Origin of the sequence: Alicyclobacillus sp. SO9 (assembly GCF_016406125.1) — a bacterium.
Lineage (GTDB): Bacteria > Bacillota > Bacilli > Alicyclobacillales > Alicyclobacillaceae > SO9.
In genome coordinates, this window is the sequence record NZ_CP066339.1 from 2,073,481 (window position 1) to 2,092,911 (window position 19,431).

Genomic DNA, 19,431 nt, shown 5'->3' on the forward strand with positions numbered 1-19,431 from the left:
CCACGAACGACACAATGTTTCGAATGCTGGAGTTGAGTCAGCAAGGATTGAATTGCAGTCAAATGATTGTTGCAATGGGGCTCGAGACGTTGGGCCAGGTCAATCCCGACCTCGTTCAGGCGATGGCAGGTCTGGGCGGCGGCGTTGGCTTTACCGGCAAAGCCTGCGGTGCAATGACTGGCGGCGCTTGTCTGCTTAGTTTGTATGCGGCGGGTCTGACACCACACGATGCAATTGATGCTCAGCTTCGTTCCATGGAAATGGCTGAAGAACTCGTGCGGTGGTTTGAGCAGCAGTTTGGACAAGAATACGGCGGCACGAACTGCCAGCAGATTCTCGGAGCCGCGTTTGAAAAAAGAACACCTCAGCCAGCTTGTGCAGACATTGTGAGCAACACTTACAGCAAGGTTCAAGAGATTGCAGAACAGCACAAATTGGACCTGACGGGTGACGCTCATGACTGACATGTCCGTACTGTCACATACAGAAAGCGTGTGTCCTGATTGTCTCATGCCCATTCCTGCACAGCGAGTACGTATTGGCGACATCGTCTTTCTAGACAAGACCTGTCCCAGGCACGGCAGATTTCGAACGAAAATCTGGCAAGGGAATCCTGCTTTTGAGTCCTGGGTTCGGCCCAAAGTCCCAGGAACCATTCACATGCCCTTTACAGAGAAAGACAGCGGCTGCCCTTTTGATTGCGGTCTGTGTGCAGACCACCGTCAACATACTTGCACAGGAATTATTGAAGTGACACAGCGCTGTAATTTGCATTGTACCTTTTGTTTTGCTGACGCAGGCGGGAAGAGTATTGATCCGAGCAAAGAGATTATCAGGGGCTGGTATCAACGTTTGCTTGACTCCGGCGGGCCGTGCAACATCCAGCTGTCCGGCGGGGAACCAACCCTTCGCAACGATTTGCCTGAGTTGGTGGAGATGGGCCGCAGCATGGGATTTTCGTTTATCCAAGTCAATACAAATGGACTGCGCTTGAGTCGAGACATACCGTATCTTAAAGCCTTGAAAGCTGCGGGGCTTGCATCCATCTTTCTTCAGTTTGACGGCACTCAACCGCAGATTTATCAGACTCTGCGCGGGGGGAACTACCTGCAGCAGAAATTGGACACCATCGACCTCTGTGGGGAATTGGGCATTGGGGTTGTGTTGGTACCGACAGTTGTACAGGGGGTCAATGACGATAATCTCGGTGACATTCTTGAGTTCGCCTTACAGCACATGCCTGCGGTTCGCGGGGTTCACTTTCAACCAGCCAGTTACTTTGGGCGCATTCCAGAGACACCCTCAGATGATATGCGTATCACACTGGGTGAAGTCATGACGAAATTGGAGCAACAGTCCGGAGGGCGCATCAAAACGGACAATCTGCGTCCTGCAGGGTGCGAAAATGCGATGTGTTCTTTTCACGGGAACTTCATTTTGATGGAGAATAACCATTTGTTGCCGACCACCAAACATCAAGCAGGCGAAACGTGTTGCCTGCCGACAGAGCGAGCAGAAGAAGGCGCAAGCAAATCAAAGCAGTTCGTCGCACTGCACTGGGCGCCCATTGAATTGAATTTGTCTTTGCCAACTGCGTCCGAACATGTTGCTCAAGGCCGTGCAGATGTTGCAGAGCGTTGTGACGATGGGTGTGACCGTGACGATGCGAACGGCGCGAGGGATGCAGGTTGTGACTGTGACGAGGGGTCCGGTGTCGTGGCTGCCGGTTGCGACTGCGGGGCAGGAGAAGGGGACAGCATGGACAGGTTTCTCCAACGAGCACAGACCCATGCTTTAACTGTTTCCGGCATGGCCTTTCAAGACGCTTGGAATCTGGATTTGGAGCGACTGCGGGACTGTTGTATCCATACCGTTGCACCAGACGGCAAGCTCATCCCTTTTTGCGCTTACAACCTGACGGACAGCCGGGGTCACTACTTCTACCGAGGTAACAGACAAAGCCAGCAGCCAGAGCCAGTAGAGTCTGGTTCTGTGAACAGGGGGTGAATTGATGATTCAATCGCGCAAACAGGATCTAGCCAGAACTCCGATGGAAGCTTGGATTCATAAGAAGATAACCGGTGCTGCGTCAACTTCGGTATTAACCCGGAACAAACTTGAGGATTATCAGCTCCAGATGCTGAGAAAGACTGTGTCCTTGGCGAGAGCAAAGAGTCCATTTTATAAAGAGAAACTCGCACAATATCCGGCAGAGGGCTTGTCTTCAATTCAAGATATCAGTCAGCTTCCATTCACAACTGCCGCTGAACTAAAGGAGAATCCGCTGAGGTTTCTGTGTTGCAGCCAGGACGATATCGAACGGATTGTAACACTTGAAAGCTCTGGAACCACCGGAACACCAAAACGGATTTTTTTCACTCGGGACGATCAAGAGCTGACACGAGATTTTTTCCACCACGCTTTAGGCGTTGTTGCTCGTCCCGGCGACACTGTTCTGGTCATGCTCCCAGGGGAGCGTCCGGGAAGCGTCGGCGACTTGTTTGCACAAAGTGCGCTTCGTATGGACGTGCGGCCCGTACCTTATGGTTTGGTTCGGGACCCGGCCGACGCACTTCGTGTCATGCAAAGGGAACAGGTGGATACATTGCTCGGTATTCCCGTGCAAGTGCTGGCGCTGGCAAGTTATGAATCGCCAGGGCAAAACACTTTTGCCGCCAGTGTGAAAAATGTAATTGTCAACACAGATTCGGTTCCACGTTCTGTAATTCGACGAATTCAGGATAAGTGGGGCTGCCGGGTTTTTAATCATTATGCCATGACGGAAATGGGACTCGGCGGTGGATTGGAGTGCGCAGGGTTGGACGGGTACCACATGAGAGAGGCAGATTTATTGTTTGAAATTGTAAATCCTGTAAGCGGTCAGGTGCTACCAGACGGATCCGAAGGGGAAGTCGTGTTCACGACACTGACGAGAAGAGGCATGCCGCTCATTCGCTACCGGACCGGCGATATCTCAAGGTTCATGACAGATTCGTGCTCGTGCGGCAGTGTGCTGAAGCGCCTGGCACCCGTACGCAATCGAGCTGCGGGACGAATCGAACTCATAAGCGGAGACTTGTTAAGTATGTCCATGCTTGACGAAGTTGTATTGGCTATACCTGGAGTACTGAACTTCAAAGCTGTACTCACGACCGCAAAGTTGCCGCTGAACCGTCCTGTAGATTGCCTGAGTGTGACAGTCCAGGTCGCGGATTGGGTCGAATCCGACACCGCGGAAGTCGTAGAACATGCGTTGTTTTCTCTGCCTGTCGTAGCGAAAAACGTCCATGACAGAGCTTTAAAGGTGAATCCTGTGGTTGTGGACAAATCGCGCAAGTTATGGAACCCAGTTAAACGAGTGATTCAAGATGAAAGAGTTAAGGAGAGAGCCTAGATGAAGGGTCTGTATGATGCTTGTTCGCGACTCTTGAACGCAGGGGAAGACGTGGTGATGGCTGCGGTGGTTGACAAACAGGGATCGGCGCCTCGAACCGCGGGAGCAAAAATGCTGGTGCGGCGTAACGGATTGCTGTTCGGAACCATTGGCGGAGGGCTGCTGGAAGCCAGGGTTATACATTACGCTAAAGAAGTCTTCGCAACGCGTGAAAGCACTGTTCGTGAATTCTATCTCACCGGGGAAGATGCTGCCAGCACCGAAATGATTTGCGGCGGCAGGGTCAAAGTGCTCGTAGAGTACGTGTCTCCCGCTGACAAAGTTGCAGTGACACTGTTTCGCAGACTGACAGAGCTCTTGAATTCAGGACGGGATGCGTGGCTTATTACTGAGTTGCCGCGGGACGGACAACAAACCGAGCGGTTGAACCGTTATCTTTTGGATACCATGGGCAGTGCAGCAAATCCCGAAGGCATAGACAGTGAGGAAGACTTTCCCATACCGGCGATGGTACACAAAGCTCTTGCAAGGAAAAGGATACAGATTGTAGAGACCCCTGAGACCCGTTACGTAGTAAATCCCGTTCACTCTCTCGGGACTGTGTACTTGTTTGGTGCGGGCCACGTCGGACAGCAAGTGGCAACATTAACGGGAATGGTGGACTTTCGAACCGTTGTATTGGACGACAGGGCTGAATTTGCCAACGGTGAACGATTTCCAACTGTCGATGAGATACTAGTGCTCAAGAGCTTTGATTCATGCTTTAGCCGGCTGTCTGTGTCCGGAGACAGTTATATCGTTATTCTTACGAGAGGGCATGGACATGATAAAACGGTTTTGGAGCAGGCGCTTGCCACTGATGCGGGGTATATCGGTCTCATCAGCAGTCAGCGCAAGCGCAAACTGCTCTATCAGGCTCTGCAAGACAGTGGCGTTTCAGACGAACAGCTTCATCGAGTGTACTCACCGGTTGGCGTGGAGATTGGTGCGGAGACACCGGAAGAGATTGCAATCAGCATTGTGGCGCAACTCATCCAGGTGCGAGGAGAGCGGGCACATGAATGAAGTTGGTATAAATGAAGTTGGTATGAATGAAGTTGACAGAGCGCTTCCAGGGACTGCTGCCATCATACTTGCAGCGGGTTTCTCGTCGCGAATGGGGGCATTTAAACCCCTTTTGAGACTTGGACAAAGTACGGCTGTGGAACGGTCAGTCCGCGGCTTTCTCAATGCAGGTGTGAACAATGTTACAGTGGTTGTGGGACATCGATATGAAGAAATGGTTCAGGTGGTTCAGTTTCTCGGGGCACTGATGGTCGTCAATTCTCAGTATCGGGAAGGCATGTTTTCCTCAGTACAAGCAGGCGTGACAAGCTTGAGGAGTGACGTTCAAGCGTTTTTTCTGCTGCCGGTCGACTGTCCAGTGGTTCAATCCAGCACCATCAGGCAGCTGTATGCGGCCTATCAAGGCAGTGGAAAAGACATCGCTTATCCCGTCTTCAGAGGTCAGAGAGGACATCCGCCTCTTATTTCGACGTGTTTATCTAGCGAAATTCTTGAGTCTAAAGCGTCTTCTGATGGACTCCGAGGGGTGCTTCGGCAACATGAAGCGGCAGCAGTAGACGTTAGTGTCGAAGACCACGGCATCTTAATTGATATGGATGTTCCGTCAGACTACAGGGACCTGCAGGCGCATCTGCAGCGCACAGGTGAATGAATGTCATTTGGGAGAAGAGGAAGCCGATGCAGTATAGGCTGTTGGCGCTAGATTTGGACGGTACCCTGCTGACGCTCGATGACAGTGGCGAACCCACCGTTTCTAATCAGAATCGGCATTGGATTCAGGCTGCTTGGGACGCCGGCATACAAGTAGTCTTGGCGACAGGACGTCATCGTCTGTCTGCTGCGGTCCATCGAGTTGTTCAACAACTTTGTATCCCCTTCCCCTTGGTTGTTGTGAATGGAAGCGAAGTCTGGACATCTCAAGGTGAGCTTCTCTTGCGTCAGGCCTTTCGCTACGAGGATGCAGTTATACTGCACAATCTTGCGCGAAAATTTCATGTGTCTTGCATCGGATTTACCTGCGGAGGCCGTGTAAAAGCTGAGGAACTGGCTGAAGGACTACCAGACTTAACATGGTTGAAGTTTGTACTGCGGTCTTCTGCGGACTTGACAGGTCCTGATACCTTCGCGAGGCTGCGAACCCGTGTTCTCGCCAGCGGAAGATTTGAATGCACACGTTCAACAGACTCAACCATGGAAGTCAATCCTGCTGGAGTGAATAAAGCAGTCGGGCTCAGTATTCTCTGCAAGAGACTTCAAATCAGCAAGCACGAGGTTGCAGCCATTGGCGACGGGTGGAACGATATAGAGATGCTGAGGTGGGCAGGTCTAGGCATCGCCATGATGAATGCGCCCTCTGAAGTGCGAAGGGCAGCTGACGGAGTGACAGATACGTGTGAAAATGACGGCGTGGCCAAGGCTGTTGAGAAGATTCTCTTGGCACAGAGTTAAGTGTTTGACTTCTGGTGACAGCAGTAAGTTTCTAGCAATGCGACACAAGAGTGGAAGCATAGCACCAATCAGGTTTGAACCCATTTTTTGAACCCATTTGTAGTAAAATAGAATTACCTGACTATGATTGGTCAACTGCGTCTAGTCCAATTGTGCCGCGGCTGACACGAAGCCCGAATTATTGTACAAAGTGAAACAGGGGTGACCCACATGGAGCACGAATTTACCATGAGTATGTCTGACGGCCATCAGGTCTTCCTGAAAAAATGGCACCCTGAAGGGCAGGATGCCAAAGCAGTCATGCAGTTGTCTCATGGCATGGCCGAGCACATTGGCCGCTATCAGCCATTTGCAGAATTCTTGGCGAATCATGGTTTTATAGTGTACGGCAACGACCATCGCGGTCATGGGAAAACTGGGCAGCAGTCCGGGAACACGGGCTTTCTGGCAGACCATGACGGTTTTGAACGTGTTGTGGACGATATGCACGAGATAAACGGACTGATCCATGGTGAGTTTCCGAACGTACCTGTGTTTCTGCTGGGTCACAGCATGGGTTCGTTTTTAGCACGACGCTATGTACAGCGCTTTCACGGCCGGGTTCAAGGGGTTATACTGACAGGCACCGCGGGAAGTCCTGGCTTTCCTGGTCGCGTGGGCAAAATTCTTGCTCAGTCGCAAGTCCGAAAGCTGGGAAAGTTGGCGCCTAGTGAAAAGATGAACCAACTGATGTTTGGCAATTACAATAAATCTTTTGCAAATGTACGAACACCCTTTGACTGGCTGTCTCGAGACCATCGCGAAGTGGACAAGTACGTGAATGACCCCTTGTGCGGCTTTGTCTGTTCGTCGGGTTTCTACGTGGATTTACTTACAGGTCTGTTTGCAATTCATAGGGATTCAGAAATTTCCAAAATAGAGAAGGAGTTGCCTTTTTTGTTCTTGAGCGGCTCTGACGATCCCGTTGGTCATCGCACAAAAGGCGTCCAACAGGCAGTCCAGCAGTTGCAAAGAAGAGGTATCACGAACGTGGAAGTGAAATTTTACGACGGAGCCCGCCATGAGTTGTTTCAGGAGACCAATCGAGACGAGGTGTTTCAGGAGATCTATCAATGGCTGGAGCAACAACTGAAATTTGGAACCATCTAGTGATGTGTCAGCTCGTGATGTTTCATAGAGGATTGAACCCTGTCCGACTTGTCTACACTTGTAACAAGACAACAGCGCGACAGGGGAGTCCATATGAATCGAGATTGGATGAATCGCAGGCTGCTTTCAATGGCTATTGCGATTGGCATCGTCATTTCGTTAGTTACTTTTCACGACACGAGACTTGTCTTGGGAATCACAGTCCTCAGTACCGAAGCCTCGCTTGCTGCATATTACGTCATTCGGAAGAAATACACGGTTGCGGGATTGTTCGCAATCGCTATGGCTGCCACGGCCCTGTCATTTTCCCATAATCCGTTGCTCAGGAACTCAGACATATTGATTGTTGCACTAGGTATTGCAGCTATCGGATTTTACAACAAATACTTTGCGGCTCCTCGTCTCAAGGCGGAGCAGTTGCAAAGAATTGAGCAGTCAGGAATTCAGCAAATGGAGGAAATGGAGCCGGAGGCTTTTCTTGAGAGCATGGAGTTGCACTTTTATGCGAAAGGGTGGGCGCCGGAGCGTACACCGAGGACAAACAATCACGGGGCAAATCTAGTTGTCAACAAACCAAACGGCAACCGTGTTGCAGTGCGATTGAGAGCCTCTAGGGAGGCTGTAGGGACACGGTGGGTTGAAGAGGTCATTGGCAGCAGACCGTACTATCATGCTGACGCCGGAATGGTGATAACCACCAGCGAGTTTACGGCGGGCGCCCGTGAAATAGCGAAGAAGAATGACATTGAACTGTGGAATCGAAGCGATTTGATTGACAGTCTCATCGAAGTGAGTGAGAAACAGGAACAAGCGGAGAAAACGGTGCAGGCGTAGCCGTCTTCGGCTTGTTCTCACAGCTTATTTCGTCTTGGACTGTCTACTCAACAATTTCTGCATTTCCGTATCTTCCTGTTTCAATGAGTTGAGCGTACATATCGACCAGTTTCATTTCGTGGTCGGAGAGGTGTTTTGGAATACCGGGGTCTTTGTGTTGCATAAACATGGGGGCTTTCATTGTACGGATGTCAATGTAAAACTTGTGCTCGGTGCCCTCAGCGTATCCAATCATAATCCTCAAGTCTCTTCTACTTCCCGTCAGAGGAGGTTGCTTATCCCAATCAATCTGGTTCTCATACTCTGTTTCGTTGATGGCTTCAGCCATATGAATTCCATCGAGGATAGCAAGTTTCGCTGCAGTCTGATAGTTTCGAGAAACAAATTCCTCCTGCTTTGCACCGTCTCCGAATACGGCCTGATAAACGTTCACCGTGTCTTGACTCCTTCCTGTTGAAATCGTCCTCGTGAAGTGAGAACAGTTGTTTTAGTTCGCTGGCTGTTTGTAAACGAGAAAAACAAATTTACTGTCAATGATAAAAGGTCTGGTCTGATTTCCAGTGTACTAGTCTAAAAGACACATCACAATCCATCGAATCCAAGTGAACCAATGACGGCCAACCCTTACCAGTATTGAAAAAGTAACACATCTCAAGAATACATCAAAAAGGGGCAGGGTCGGATTGGGGGATATTTAAATAGTCCAAAACACCTATCTGATAATTAGTACATATTCCTCTACTATGAAATGCTCTGCAGGTCTACGCTTAATCCGTAGCTGTTGATACAGGGGTGTCGCGTAAGTAATACAGACGTCCTCATCGTGTTCTTTTACCTGAATTAACAGCGATTGCGGAGGTGAACACAAATGAAACAGCATGAAACAGCTGTATCACATCGATTCATGGAAATTCGAATGGAGTCCATCGGAGGACTTGGAGCGAATTTGGCCGGCAAGATTTTGTCGGAGTCAGGCGTGATTAGACAAGGTTTGAACGGTTGGTATGCAGCTTCGTACGGTTCTGAGAAAAAGGGATCACCTGTAAAAGCGTTCGTGAAGTTTGCACCGCATGAAATTGAAATTCGCGGCACATACCCTGTGGATGAGCCAGACGTTGTTGCGGTGTTTCATGAAGCACTGCTAAGAAACCCGTCAACCATTGCGGGACTGAGACCCGGCGGAACACTGCTGGTTAATACAAAACGCACGACGAAAGAAATTCGGGAACAAGTTTCGCGAAACGATATTAAGATTGCTGTTGTCGATGCACTGGGCATTTCGGTCCGAGAAAAGACCCGTATCAACACAGCAATGCTTGGTGCCATGTGCAGAGCAGTGCCGATGCTCGACCCAGAAGCAGTCCGGGAAGGCATCACAGAAGCATTCTCTACACGCTATCAACATTTACTCGATGCAAACTTGAGAACGTTTGACGGGGGCCGCACAGAAGTCATTGAGGAAGAGCCGATAGAAAGCGCGGAAACACCATCCAATAACAGTGCAACTGCAGCAGACCCTGTACCTGTAAAAACGAGCTTGGGTTACGAATCGCAGTTCCTTGGCGGGAACATCGTCCATCCAGGGAATTCAGTGGCGAAAGACCTGAGTGCATCACGTGAGGGATTCGTTCCAGCGTTGAATCTGGATACCTGCATTCACTGCGCGGCTTGCGACCAAGTCTGTCCCGACCTTTGCTTTGTCTGGGAGACAAAAGACAACGGCAAGGGACGCGAGTTTCAGTATCTGAAAGGTATCGACTACCAGTACTGCAAGGGTTGCCAAAAGTGTGTTGAAGCGTGTCCGACTGATGCGCTGCAGACAATTGCCGAAGAAAGCGACTATGTAGATGAGCATACGGTGAAACACGGTTTTGCCGGATTAGCAGTTCGGTGAGAGGGAGGTTGAAAACAAATGAGCATGAATGTTGTGGATAAAGCATCTGTCAGTAACAACAATGAGTCTTTGGGCCAGCAAATCCAGGAGTTTCATTCAGGCAATGAAATGGCAGCAAAAGCCGCTGCACAAATCAACTACCATTTAATGGGTTACTTTCCTATTACACCGTCAACTGAAGTCGCTCAGTACTTAGATCAGATGAAAGTGCGCGGCGAGCACAACATCACGATGATCCCGGCCGACGGCGAACACGGCGCAGCGGGTATCTGCTACGGTGCAGCAACAGGGGGCGGACGCGTGTTCAATGCGACGTCTGCGAACGGCTTCCTATATATGCTGGAGAACTTGCCCGTGTTCTCAGGGACCAGATTTCCGATGGTGTTGAATTTGGTAACGAGATCGGTATCGGGACCCTTGGACATTCGCGGCGATCACTCCGACCTATACTATGGCCTGAACATTGGCTGGCCGATTTTGTTGGCACGGGACCCGCAGGCTGTGTACGACATGAACATCATGGCCCTAAAACTGGCTGAGCACAAAGATGTACGCTTGCCTGTGATGGTTGCGTATGACGGATTCTTTACCTCCCACGCGAAACGGAGAGTAGAGTTCTTCGAGGATAGGAAACCAGTTGAGGAGTTTGTCGGACCGACACCGACACCAACCGTAACTTCACTGGATCCGAAGAATCCGGTGACCATTGGTCCATACATGAACGACCCGGATCAGATGAACAACAAATATCAACAGTCCAATGCAATTTATAACGCGGAGGCAGTCTTCGAGCAAATTGCAGTTGACTATGCAAAGGTATCAGGTCGGCATTATGGACTCTTGGACCTCTATAAAATGGACGATGCAGAAGTGGTCCTGTTTATTTTGAATTCCGCTGCTGACACGGCTCGAGATGCTGTCGACGACTTGCGGGCACAGGGAATTAAGGCTGGAATTGTGTCACCCAACATGATTCGCCCGTTCCCAAAAGCAGCAATCCAACAAGCATTGGCGAAAGCCAAGGTTGTTCTAGTAGCAGAACGTGCAGATTCATATGGTGCACACGGCGCGAATCTCACACAGGAAGTGAAAGCTGCGTTGCAGGAAGTTCATTCCGAAGCACATGTCTTATCTCGTGTGTATGGACTGGGCGGCAAAGAATTCTACCCTGCAGATGCACTTGACTTGTTTGATGCCTGCACAACCTGGTTGGCTGGCGGCGCAGTGCTCGATTTTGATTACTACGGCACACAGCCTGGCAGTGTGGAGGCTGTACAGGAAAACTTGCATCAAGGGTTGCCGGCACTGACTAAGGAAGAAATGAGCGGTTACGTTTCAGTTGAGCAGCAAGATACCGGGGAACTAAAGGTTAAGGTTCCGAATCTGAGAACACTGACCAAAAAGCCCCGCCGCTTGGCACCTGGTCATGGAGCTTGTCCGGGATGCGGTATCTTCCCTGGAGTTGAGACATTCCTGAAGGGCATTGAAGGGGACGTAGTGGTTTTGTATCAAACCGGATGCGCCATGGTAACCACAACCGGTTATCCATACACATCGCATCGCGTGACCTATGTTCATAATCTGTTCCAAAACGGTGCAGCGACTCTGTCTGGTCTCGTAGAAATGTTCTGGGAGAAAAAGCGTCGCGGAGAAATTGAGGTTGGCGAAGATATCACATTCGTGATGGTAACCGGAGACGGCGGCATGGACATCGGCATGGGTCCAGCCATCGGAGCCGCACTGCGGAACCACAAGATGATTATCCTGGAATACGACAACGAAGGGTACATGAACACTGGTGCACAGTTGTCCTATTCAACACCGCTGGGACACCAAACATCAACATCTAACATTGGTCCGAAAGGTACAGGGAAGTCATTCCCGCATAAGGATACACCGCAGATTATGGCTTCCACGAACATTCCGTACGTCTTTACTGGCACGGAAGCCTTTGCTCAGGACCTGATTAAGAAAGCAGCAAAAGCACAGTGGTATGCTCAGAACGAAGGATTGGTTTACGGCAAGATTTTGATTGCCTGCCCGTTGAACTGGAAGTCCAAGGATTCTGAAGGCAACAACATTGTGGGCGCTGCCGTCAAATCCTGCTTCTTCCCGCTCTATGAAGTGGAGCATGGCAAGACGAACATCACTTACAATCCGGATGAAAAGAAGCAGCGAATTCCGGTGACAGACTGGCTGAAGACCATGGGTAAAACCCGCCATCTGCTCAAGGAAGAAAATGAAGGACTGCTGCACCAGTTTGAGGAAGAAGTCGACCGTCGCTGGCGCCGTCTGCTCGCAAAGCACGAGCACCCGGATCTGTAATCAACGACACGTGTGATGAACGACATAAGTGCAATACGTGCACAGTACTGAAACTGAATACTTGAACCGTGAAGAAGCCCCCCCAGGCCCCCTCCCTGGAGGGGTCTTTCACTGTTTCAGTTGCGCTGGTGGCCCTCTCATACCATTGCAGGCTTTCTGATTCGTCTCTGGTTCCTAACAAGTGGACTTCTGCTTAGCGCATTCAGTTAACCCTCGTATAAATCGTCCAGTGCAACATTTTGTTCCGCCTTCGGATTATTCAGAGGATAGACGCGCGCTGAGTGACCGCTGTCCTCAACATGTTGGATGTAAATCGGCTGTCCCTTATACGTCACGTTGGCCATAATTGGCGATCTCGCAATTTGCTCCGCTCGATTCTGATTCACATCGATAGCCCCCTTCAGTTATCACGTCTTCAGCAACGTTCACCTTATTGGATTGCAACCTGACTCGAATTCTGATTCGGATTGATTCGGATTCACGGAAAGCGGCGTCGATGTGGTGCTTTCCTATCATGTTTAGCAAACTTCGTGCACCTGTTCTGGCCCTGCGTACATTCACGGCGGCAGCATCTGCGCCGTCTTCTCTACGATGTGCAGAATCCGTTCGTGCGATGTACGAAACTGAAATGTAGATTTTTGTCGTAAAGGGTTGATCTGCCTCTCACATCGTGGTATATTAGTCGATGTCGCCGCGAGAGCGGGCCGGACAACAAAGTCTTTAAAACCCGCGCCATAACAGCATTTATAAGACATCATGAAGGACTTCAGGCGGGATGATTCAGCCGAGATTGACAAGTGGATGAGCGGAGAAATGCAGACCGCCAACCCAGTGGATTGACAGCAGAATGGTTCATCGGGATTTGAAGCAAAGGGTTCCTTGAAAACTAAACACACGAAAGAGACGCTTGTGTAAGAAATGAGCTTCGTCTGTTCTTTGAGAGAAGAGCAGTACAGGATATAAGCAAGACCAAATTTGAGAGTTTGATCCTGGCTCAGGACGAACGCTGGCGGCGTGCCTAATACATGCAAGTCGAGCGGACTGATGGGAGCTTGCTCCCAGAGGTTAGCGGCGGACGGGTGAGTAACACGTGGGCAATCTGCCTGTCAGACTGGAATAACATCCGGAAACGGGTGCTAATGCCGGATAGACAGCGGGAAGGCATCTTCCTGCTTTGAAAGCTGCTACGGCAGTACTGACAGAGGAGCCCGCGGCGCATTAGCTTGTTGGTGGGGTAACGGCCTACCAAGGCAACGATGCGTAGCCGACCTGAGAGGGTGACCGGCCACACTGGGACTGAGACACGGCCCAGACTCCTACGGGAGGCAGCAGTAGGGAATCTTCCGCAATGGGCGAAAGCCTGACGGAGCAACGCCGCGTGAGCGAAGAAGGCCTTCGGGTTGTAAAGCTCAGTCAATCGGGAAGAGCGGACAGGAGAGGGAATGCTCCTGTCGAGACGGTACCGGAAGAGGAAGCCCCGGCTAACTACGTGCCAGCAGCCGCGGTAATACGTAGGGGGCAAGCGTTGTCCGGAATCACTGGGCGTAAAGCGTGCGTAGGCGGCCTTGTAAGTCTGGGGTGAAAACTCAGGGCTCAACCCTGAGAATGCCTTGGAAACTGTGAGGCTTGAGTACTGGAGAGGCAAGGGGAATTCCACGTGTAGCGGTGAAATGCGTAGAGATGTGGAGGAATACCAGTGGCGAAGGCGCCTTGCTGGACAGTGACTGACGCTGAGGCACGAAAGCGTGGGGAGCGAACAGGATTAGATACCCTGGTAGTCCACGCCGTAAACGATGAGTGCTAGGTGTTGGGGGTTACCGCCCTCAGTGCCGAAGGAAACCCAATAAGCACTCCGCCTGGGGAGTACGGTCGCAAGACTGAAACTCAAAGGAATTGACGGGGGCCCGCACAAGCAGTGGAGCATGTGGTTTAATTCGAAGCAACGCGAAGAACCTTACCAGGGCTTGACATCCCCCTGACCGGTGTAGAGATACACCTTCCCTTCGGGGCAGGGGAGACAGGTGGTGCATGGTTGTCGTCAGCTCGTGTCGTGAGATGTTGGGTTAAGTCCCGCAACGAGCGCAACCCTTAATCTGTGTTACCAGCATGTAAAGATGGGGACTCACAGGTGACAGCCGACGCAAGTCGGAGGAAGGTGGGGATGACGTCAAATCATCATGCCCTTTATGTCCTGGGCAACACACGTGCTACAATGGGCGGAACAAAGGGAAGCGAGACCGCGAGGTGGAGCAAAACCCAGAAAACCGTTCGTAGTTCGGATTGCAGGCTGCAACCCGCCTGCATGAAGCCGGAATTGCTAGTAATCGCGGATCAGCATGCCGCGGTGAATCCGTTCCCGGGCCTTGTACACACCGCCCGTCACACCACGAGAGTTGGCAACACCCGAAGTCGGTGGGGTAACCCTTAGGGGGACTAGCCGCCGAAGGTGGGGCTGATGATTGGGGTGAAGTCGTAACAAGGTAGCCGTATCGGAAGGTGCGGCTGGATCACCTCCTTTCTATGGAGTACTAGACAGACCGCGAGAGTCTGTCAGAACGCAAGCGTCTCTGAACTAACTGCAAGTCCCATTGTGGAAACTGGAGTTAGTGTGTGTGTTTAGTTTTGAAGGTGCCCTGCCTGCAGGAATGCAGGGAAGTGTATCTTCAACTTTTGTGTCTACGGACACAGAGGTGTGTACCTTGACAACCAGATAGCGAGAAGTGAATTTTCCTGTTCACAAATAAGAAATGGGTAACTGCACTTCGTTCACAGGGATGTGAATGAAAGTGATAGTATGAAATACCGAAAATCGGGAAGCAGCAATGCGGACCGAATGTGGTGAAGGTAGAAAGGGCGCACGGGGGATGCCTAGGCGCCAGGAGCCGAAGAAGGACGGGGCGAACACCGAAATGCCACGGGGAGCTGTAAGCGAGCCTTGATCCGTGGATGTCCGAATGGGGGAACCCCCTGGTCGTGATGGGCCAGGACTGCAGGCTGAATCCATAGGTCTGTAGAGGCAACCGGGAGAACTGAAACATCTCAGTACCCCGAGGAAGAGAAAACAAGAGTGATTCCGTCAGTAGTGGCGAGCGAAAGCGGAAGAGCCTAAACCGGATACGCGGGAAACCTTGCAGGGGATGCGTAGACGGGGTAGCGGGGCAAGCGAAGAACGGGCTGCAACCGGTTCACAGAGTGAGAAAACGATGTTCGTAGAGGAAAGGTCTGGGAAGGCCTGTCGAAGAGGGTGAGAGCCCCGTACTCGAAACGGACGCGACTTTGTCGCATGACCCCAAGTACCGCGGGACACGAGAAACCCCGTGGGAATCTGGGAGGACCACCTCCTAAGGCTAAATACTCCCTGGCGACCGATAGTGATGAGTACCGTGAGGGAAAGGTGAAAAGCACCGCGGGAGCGGAGTGAAAGAGAACCTGAAACCGTGTGCCTACAATCAGTCGAAGCATCCGTAGAGGTGTGACGGCGTGCCTTTTGTAGAATGAACCGGCGAGTGAGGGCGGCGAGCAAGGTTAAGGTGAGAAGCCGGAGCCGAAGCGAAAGCGAGTCTGAAAAGGGCGATAAGTTGGCAGTCCTCGACCCGAAACCGGGTGATCTACCCCTGGTCAGGGTGAAGTGCGGGTAACACCGCATGGAGGCCCGAACCCACTGGCGTTGAAAAGCCAGGGGATGAACTGGGGGTAGGGGAGAAATTCCAATCGAACTCGGAGATAGCTGGTTCTCCCCGAAATAGCTTTAGGGCTAGCGTCCGGGGATGAGTTGCGGAGGTAGAGCACTGATTGGGTGCGGGGCCCGTCCAGGGTTACCAAGCTCAGTCAAACTCCGAATGCCGCAATATTAACCCGGGCAGTCAGACTACGAATGCTAAGATCCGTGGTCAAAAGGGAAACAGCCCAGACCAACAGCTAAGGTCCCAAAGTACCAGTTCAGTGGGAAACGATGTGGCGGTGCACAGACAACCAGGATGTTGGCTTAGAAGCAGCCACCATTGAAAGAGTGCGTAATAGCTCACTGGTCGAGTGACGCTGCGCGGAAAATGTAACGGGGCTAAACTGGACACCGAAGCTTTGGATGCACAGAGATGTGCGTGGTAGGGGAGCGTTCCATGAGCGGCGAAGTTGAGCTGAGAGGCTTGGTGGAGGTCATGGAAGTGAGAATGCCGGTATAAGTAGCGAAAAGACAAGTGAGAATCTTGTCCGCCGAAAGCCCAAGGGTTCCTGGGGAAGGATCGTCCGCCCAGGGTTAGTCGGGACCTAAGGCGAGGCCGAAAGGCGTAGTCGAAGGACAACTGGTGGAAATTCCAGTACCACTCCAGACTGTTTGAGCGAAGGGGTGACGCAGGAGGTCCAGGGAAGCGGCCGGATGGAAGAGGCCGTCCAAGCAGCAAGAGGGGAATCGAGGCAAATCCCGGTTCTATTAACCTCAAGCTGTGATGGGGAGGGAAGAACAGTACCGAAGTCCTGAGGATCACACTGCCGAGAAAAGCCTCTAGTGAGGAAAGGAGTGCCCGTACCGAAAACCGACACAGGTGGGCGCGTGGAGAACACGAAGGCGCGCGGGAAAACTCTCGTTAAGGAACTCGGCAAAATGGCCCCGTAACTTCGGGAGAAGGGGCGCTCATCGAGAGATGAGCCGCAGTGAAAAGGCCCAAGCGACTGTTTATCAAAAACACAGGTCTCTGCCAAGCCGAAAGGCGAAGTATAGGGGCTGACGCCTGCCCGGTGCTGGAAGGTTAAGAGGAGGGCTTAGGGTTTCGACCCGAAGGTCTGAATTGAAGCCCCAGTAAACGGCGGCCGTAACTATAACGGTCCTAAGGTAGCGAAATTCCTTGTCGGGTAAGTTCCGACCCGCACGAAAGGCGCAACGACTTGGGCGCTGTCTCAACGAGAGACCCGGTGAAATTGTAATACCTGTGAAGATGCAGGTTACCCGCGGCTAGACGGAAAGACCCCGTGGAGCTTGACTGCAGCTTGATATGGGAGATGGGTATGTCATGTACAGGATAGGTGGGAGACAGAGAAGCAGGGGCGCAAGCCAATGTGGAGTCGGTGTTGGGATACCACCCTTGAGATGCCAATCTTCTAACCTGGCGCCATGAAACTGGCGTGGGGACAGTGTCAGGCGGGCAGTTTGACTGGGGCGGTCGCCTCCAAAAAGGTAACGGAGGCGCCCAAAGGTTCCCTCAGCGCGGATGGAAATCGCGCAGTGCGTGTAAAGGCAAAAGGGAGCTTGACTGCGAGACGGACAGGTCGAGCAGGGACGAAAGTCGGGCTTAGTGACCCGGCGGCCCCGAGTGGAAGGGCCGTCGCTCAACGGATAAAAGCTACCCCGGGGATAACAGGCTGATCTCCCCCAAGAGTTCACATCGACGGGGAGGTTTGGCACCTCGATGTCGGCTCATCGCATCCTGGGGCTGAAGTCGGTCCCAAGGGTTGGGCTGTTCGCCCATTAAAGCGGTACGCGAGCTGGGTTCAGAACGTCGTGAGACAGTTCGGTCCCTATCTGCCGCGGGCGCAGGATACGTGAGAGGAATCGTCCTTAGTACGAGAGGACCGGGATGAACAGACCGCTGGTGTCCCAGTTGTTCTGCCAAGAGCATAGCTGGGTAGCTAAGTCTGGAAGGGATAAGCGCTGAAAGCATCTAAGCGCGAAGCCCCCTCAAGATAACGTGTCCCATCCATTTATGGAGTAAGACCCCTTGAAGAAGACGAGGTAGATCGGTCCGGAGTGGAAGCGTAGTGATACGTGGAGCTGACGGATACGAATCGGTCGAGGGCTTCACCAGAGGAACAGGGAAACGACAGACGACTCGCTATCTGGGAAGAAGAGGTACCAATTACATAGGGGAATGAAGGGTGTGTGCGCAGTGGCTTGCGCAGCACGAACGAAGCACACGCCCTTCATCTCCCAGTCTGGTGACGAGAGCGGAGGGGCCACACGCGTACCCATCCCGAACACGACCGTTAAGACCTCCAGCGCCGATGATACTTGGAGCGCGAGCTCCTGGGAAAGTAGGACATTGCCAGGCGAGAGAGCAAGAAGAGAGAGGCGTTGCACCCGATGTGGTGCAGCGTCTTTTTGTATGTGACTGTAGGTACAAGTGGAGGAACCGACAAAGAGAGAAAGAGGAGAAGGAAGATAAACGGGGACACCCGTTTATTTACCGTCCGAAGTTCTTTGAATGCATGGAAGCAGAGTTGGTTGATGTTTATGGCGGAATTGTGTCTGCTTGAGGGCAAAAGAGGGGGGGCAGTGCCAAAACATGGTCCCTGGCGACGTTGTGTTCACAAGGCGGACACAAACAGCCCGTTGACATGCCTCAGATGTGGCGGAACTGTGTCCAAAGTGCCGATGAGGGGGAGGGGTGCAGAAAATAGAGATCCCACAAGTGCTTATTTGGAACATGCCTATCGCCATGTACAAAATAAGCTCCTGAGAAGTGCTTAAAGGCCAGAAAACCAACGAAAATGGGGTCTGAACAGCAAATAAGCTCGTCTGAAGCGCCTATTTCCTCTCTTGGGCCTCCGTTTCGGCGAATAAGCGCTTCTCGGATCTCTATTTGGCCCTGGCGCCGACAGCCGGAGCCCCCGTGCCCCCTGGTTTCGACCGCCCTGTACGTGAACCCGCCGCTCTTGCACAGTCGTGTGCAACTGTGTCCATGAAAGGAATGAACACAGAGAGAAAGAGGAGAAGGAAGATAAACGGGGACACCCGTTTATTTACTGTCTGAAGTTCTGAATGCATGGAAGTAGAGTTGATGTTTATGACGGGATTGTGTCTGCTTGAGGGCAAAAGAGGGGGGGCAGTGCCAAAACATGTTCCCTGGCGTCGTTGTGTTCACAAGGCGGACACAAACAGCCCGTTGACATGCCTCAGATGTGGCGGAACTGTGTCCAAAGACCCGATGAGGGGGAGGGGTGCAGAAAATAGAGATCCCACAAGTGCTTATTTGGAACGTGGCTATCGCCGTGTACAAAATAAGCTCCTGAGAAGTGCTTAAAGGCCGGAAAACCAACGAAAATGGGGTCTGAACGGCAAATAAGCTCGTCTGAAGGGCTTATTCGCTCCATTTGGCCTCCGTTTCGGCGAATAAGCTCTTCTCGGATCTCTACTTGGCCCTGGCGCCGACAGCCGGGCCCCCTGGCGCCGACAGCCGGGCCCCCTGGCGCCGACAGCCGGGCCCCCTGGTGGGCGGCAGCCGGAGCCCCGAGCCCCCGGTTTGGTGCCTGTGCCGCCGGGTTGGGTGCCCGAGCCCCCCCGGGCGGGGTTGCTTGTGCTGCACTGCCACCTGCCCCCCTGCCGTCGTGA

12 protein-coding genes and 3 rRNA genes are annotated in these 19,431 nt (G+C 52.1%); 13 read left to right on the forward strand and 2 right to left on the reverse strand.

Going from position 1 to position 19,431, the window contains the following annotated elements; all coding sequences use genetic code 11:
- Positions 1-14 precede the first annotated feature (14 nt).
- From GI364_RS09280 to GI364_RS09315, 8 genes are all read left to right on the forward strand, one after another.
- A complete protein-coding gene (locus GI364_RS09280) occupies positions 15-464 on the forward strand; it encodes a DVU_1555 family C-GCAxxG-C-C protein (RefSeq protein WP_198853326.1) in 450 nt (149 codons plus the stop codon).
- A complete protein-coding gene (gene trsS / locus GI364_RS09285) occupies positions 457-2,007 on the forward strand; it encodes a radical SAM (seleno)protein TrsS (protein ID WP_198853327.1) in 1,551 nt (516 codons plus the stop codon). Before GI364_RS09280 ends, trsS begins: the two co-directional genes overlap by 8 nt.
- Positions 2,008-2,011: 4 nt before the next feature.
- The gene (locus GI364_RS09290) at positions 2,012-3,394 is read left to right on the forward strand and encodes a DVU_1553 family AMP-dependent CoA ligase (RefSeq protein WP_198853328.1); all 1,383 of its coding nucleotides are present in this window, start codon (positions 2,012-2,014) and stop codon (positions 3,392-3,394) included.
- Positions 3,395-4,459, forward strand: coding sequence for an XdhC family aldehyde oxidoreductase maturation factor (locus GI364_RS09295; RefSeq protein ID WP_198853329.1), 1,065 nt, complete (start codon positions 3,395-3,397; stop codon positions 4,457-4,459).
- A complete protein-coding gene (locus tag GI364_RS09300) occupies positions 4,452-5,111 on the forward strand; it encodes a nucleotidyltransferase family protein (RefSeq protein WP_198853330.1) in 660 nt (219 codons plus the stop codon). Before GI364_RS09295 ends, GI364_RS09300 begins: the two co-directional genes overlap by 8 nt.
- A 26-nt stretch (positions 5,112-5,137) precedes the next feature.
- On the forward strand, positions 5,138-5,908 hold the full coding sequence (locus tag GI364_RS09305; RefSeq protein ID WP_198853331.1) for an HAD-IIB family hydrolase: 771 nt from the start codon (positions 5,138-5,140) through the stop codon (positions 5,906-5,908).
- Between the two features lie 210 nt (positions 5,909-6,118).
- A complete protein-coding gene (locus GI364_RS09310) occupies positions 6,119-7,057 on the forward strand; it encodes an alpha/beta hydrolase (RefSeq protein ID WP_198853332.1) in 939 nt (312 codons plus the stop codon).
- A gap of 93 nt (positions 7,058-7,150) precedes the next feature.
- Entirely contained in the window at positions 7,151-7,891 is a 741-nt protein-coding gene (locus tag GI364_RS09315) for a restriction endonuclease (protein WP_198853333.1), read from the forward strand.
- A 43-nt stretch (positions 7,892-7,934) separates the two neighbouring features.
- Here GI364_RS09315 and GI364_RS09320 read toward each other — a convergent pair whose 3' ends face one another.
- A complete protein-coding gene (locus GI364_RS09320) occupies positions 7,935-8,324 on the reverse strand; it encodes a hypothetical protein (protein ID WP_198853334.1) in 390 nt (129 codons plus the stop codon).
- Between the two features lie 435 nt (positions 8,325-8,759).
- On the opposite strand from GI364_RS09320, the gene GI364_RS09325 reads away from it, so the two are divergent.
- Together GI364_RS09325 and GI364_RS09330 are read left to right on the forward strand one after the other, a co-directional pair.
- A complete protein-coding gene (locus GI364_RS09325; protein ID WP_198853335.1) occupies positions 8,760-9,785 on the forward strand; it encodes a 2-oxoacid:acceptor oxidoreductase family protein in 1,026 nt (341 codons plus the stop codon).
- Positions 9,786-9,809: 24 nt separating this feature from the next.
- Positions 9,810-12,110: a thiamine pyrophosphate-dependent enzyme gene (locus GI364_RS09330; RefSeq protein WP_198853927.1), complete on the forward strand. Its 2,301-nt coding sequence runs from the start codon at positions 9,810-9,812 to the stop codon at positions 12,108-12,110.
- A gap of 206 nt (positions 12,111-12,316) precedes the next feature.
- On the opposite strand, the gene GI364_RS09335 is transcribed toward GI364_RS09330, so the two are convergent.
- On the reverse strand, positions 12,317-12,496 hold the full coding sequence (locus GI364_RS09335) for an H-type small acid-soluble spore protein (protein ID WP_198853336.1): 180 nt from the start codon (positions 12,494-12,496) through the stop codon (positions 12,317-12,319).
- 585 nt (positions 12,497-13,081) lie between these two features.
- Between GI364_RS09335 and GI364_RS09340 the strand changes: the two genes are divergently transcribed.
- The 3 genes from GI364_RS09340 to rrf all read left to right on the forward strand — a co-directional run bounded on the left by GI364_RS09340 (position 13,082) and on the right by rrf (position 18,151).
- Positions 13,082-14,628 (forward strand): 16S ribosomal RNA (locus tag GI364_RS09340).
- A gap of 319 nt (positions 14,629-14,947) precedes the next feature.
- Positions 14,948-17,908: ribosomal RNA gene (locus tag GI364_RS09345) — 23S ribosomal RNA — on the forward strand.
- Between the two features lie 126 nt (positions 17,909-18,034).
- Positions 18,035-18,151, forward strand: a 5S ribosomal RNA gene (gene rrf, locus GI364_RS09350).
- Together the 16S, 23S and 5S rRNA genes form the textbook arrangement of a ribosomal RNA operon.
- Positions 18,152-19,431: the final 1,280 nt, after the last annotated feature.

What these genes read in the sequence shown, in the direction of transcription:
- GI364_RS09280 (WP_198853326.1), top strand. Translation starts at nt 15, where the DNA reads ATGTTTCGAATGCTGGAGTTGAGTCAGCAAGGATTGAATTGCAGTCAA.
- trsS (WP_198853327.1), top strand. Translation starts at nt 457, where the DNA reads ATGACTGACATGTCCGTACTGTCACATACAGAAAGCGTGTGTCCTGAT.
- GI364_RS09290 (WP_198853328.1), top strand. Translation starts at nt 2,012, where the DNA reads ATGATTCAATCGCGCAAACAGGATCTAGCCAGAACTCCGATGGAAGCT.
- GI364_RS09295 (WP_198853329.1), top strand. Translation starts at nt 3,395, where the DNA reads ATGAAGGGTCTGTATGATGCTTGTTCGCGACTCTTGAACGCAGGGGAA.
- GI364_RS09300 (WP_198853330.1), top strand. Translation starts at nt 4,452, where the DNA reads ATGAATGAAGTTGGTATAAATGAAGTTGGTATGAATGAAGTTGACAGA.
- GI364_RS09305 (WP_198853331.1), top strand. Translation starts at nt 5,138, where the DNA reads ATGCAGTATAGGCTGTTGGCGCTAGATTTGGACGGTACCCTGCTGACG.
- GI364_RS09310 (WP_198853332.1), top strand. Translation starts at nt 6,119, where the DNA reads ATGGAGCACGAATTTACCATGAGTATGTCTGACGGCCATCAGGTCTTC.
- GI364_RS09315 (WP_198853333.1), top strand. Translation starts at nt 7,151, where the DNA reads ATGAATCGAGATTGGATGAATCGCAGGCTGCTTTCAATGGCTATTGCG.
- GI364_RS09325 (WP_198853335.1), top strand. Translation starts at nt 8,760, where the DNA reads ATGAAACAGCATGAAACAGCTGTATCACATCGATTCATGGAAATTCGA.
- GI364_RS09330 (WP_198853927.1), top strand. Translation starts at nt 9,810, where the DNA reads ATGAATGTTGTGGATAAAGCATCTGTCAGTAACAACAATGAGTCTTTG.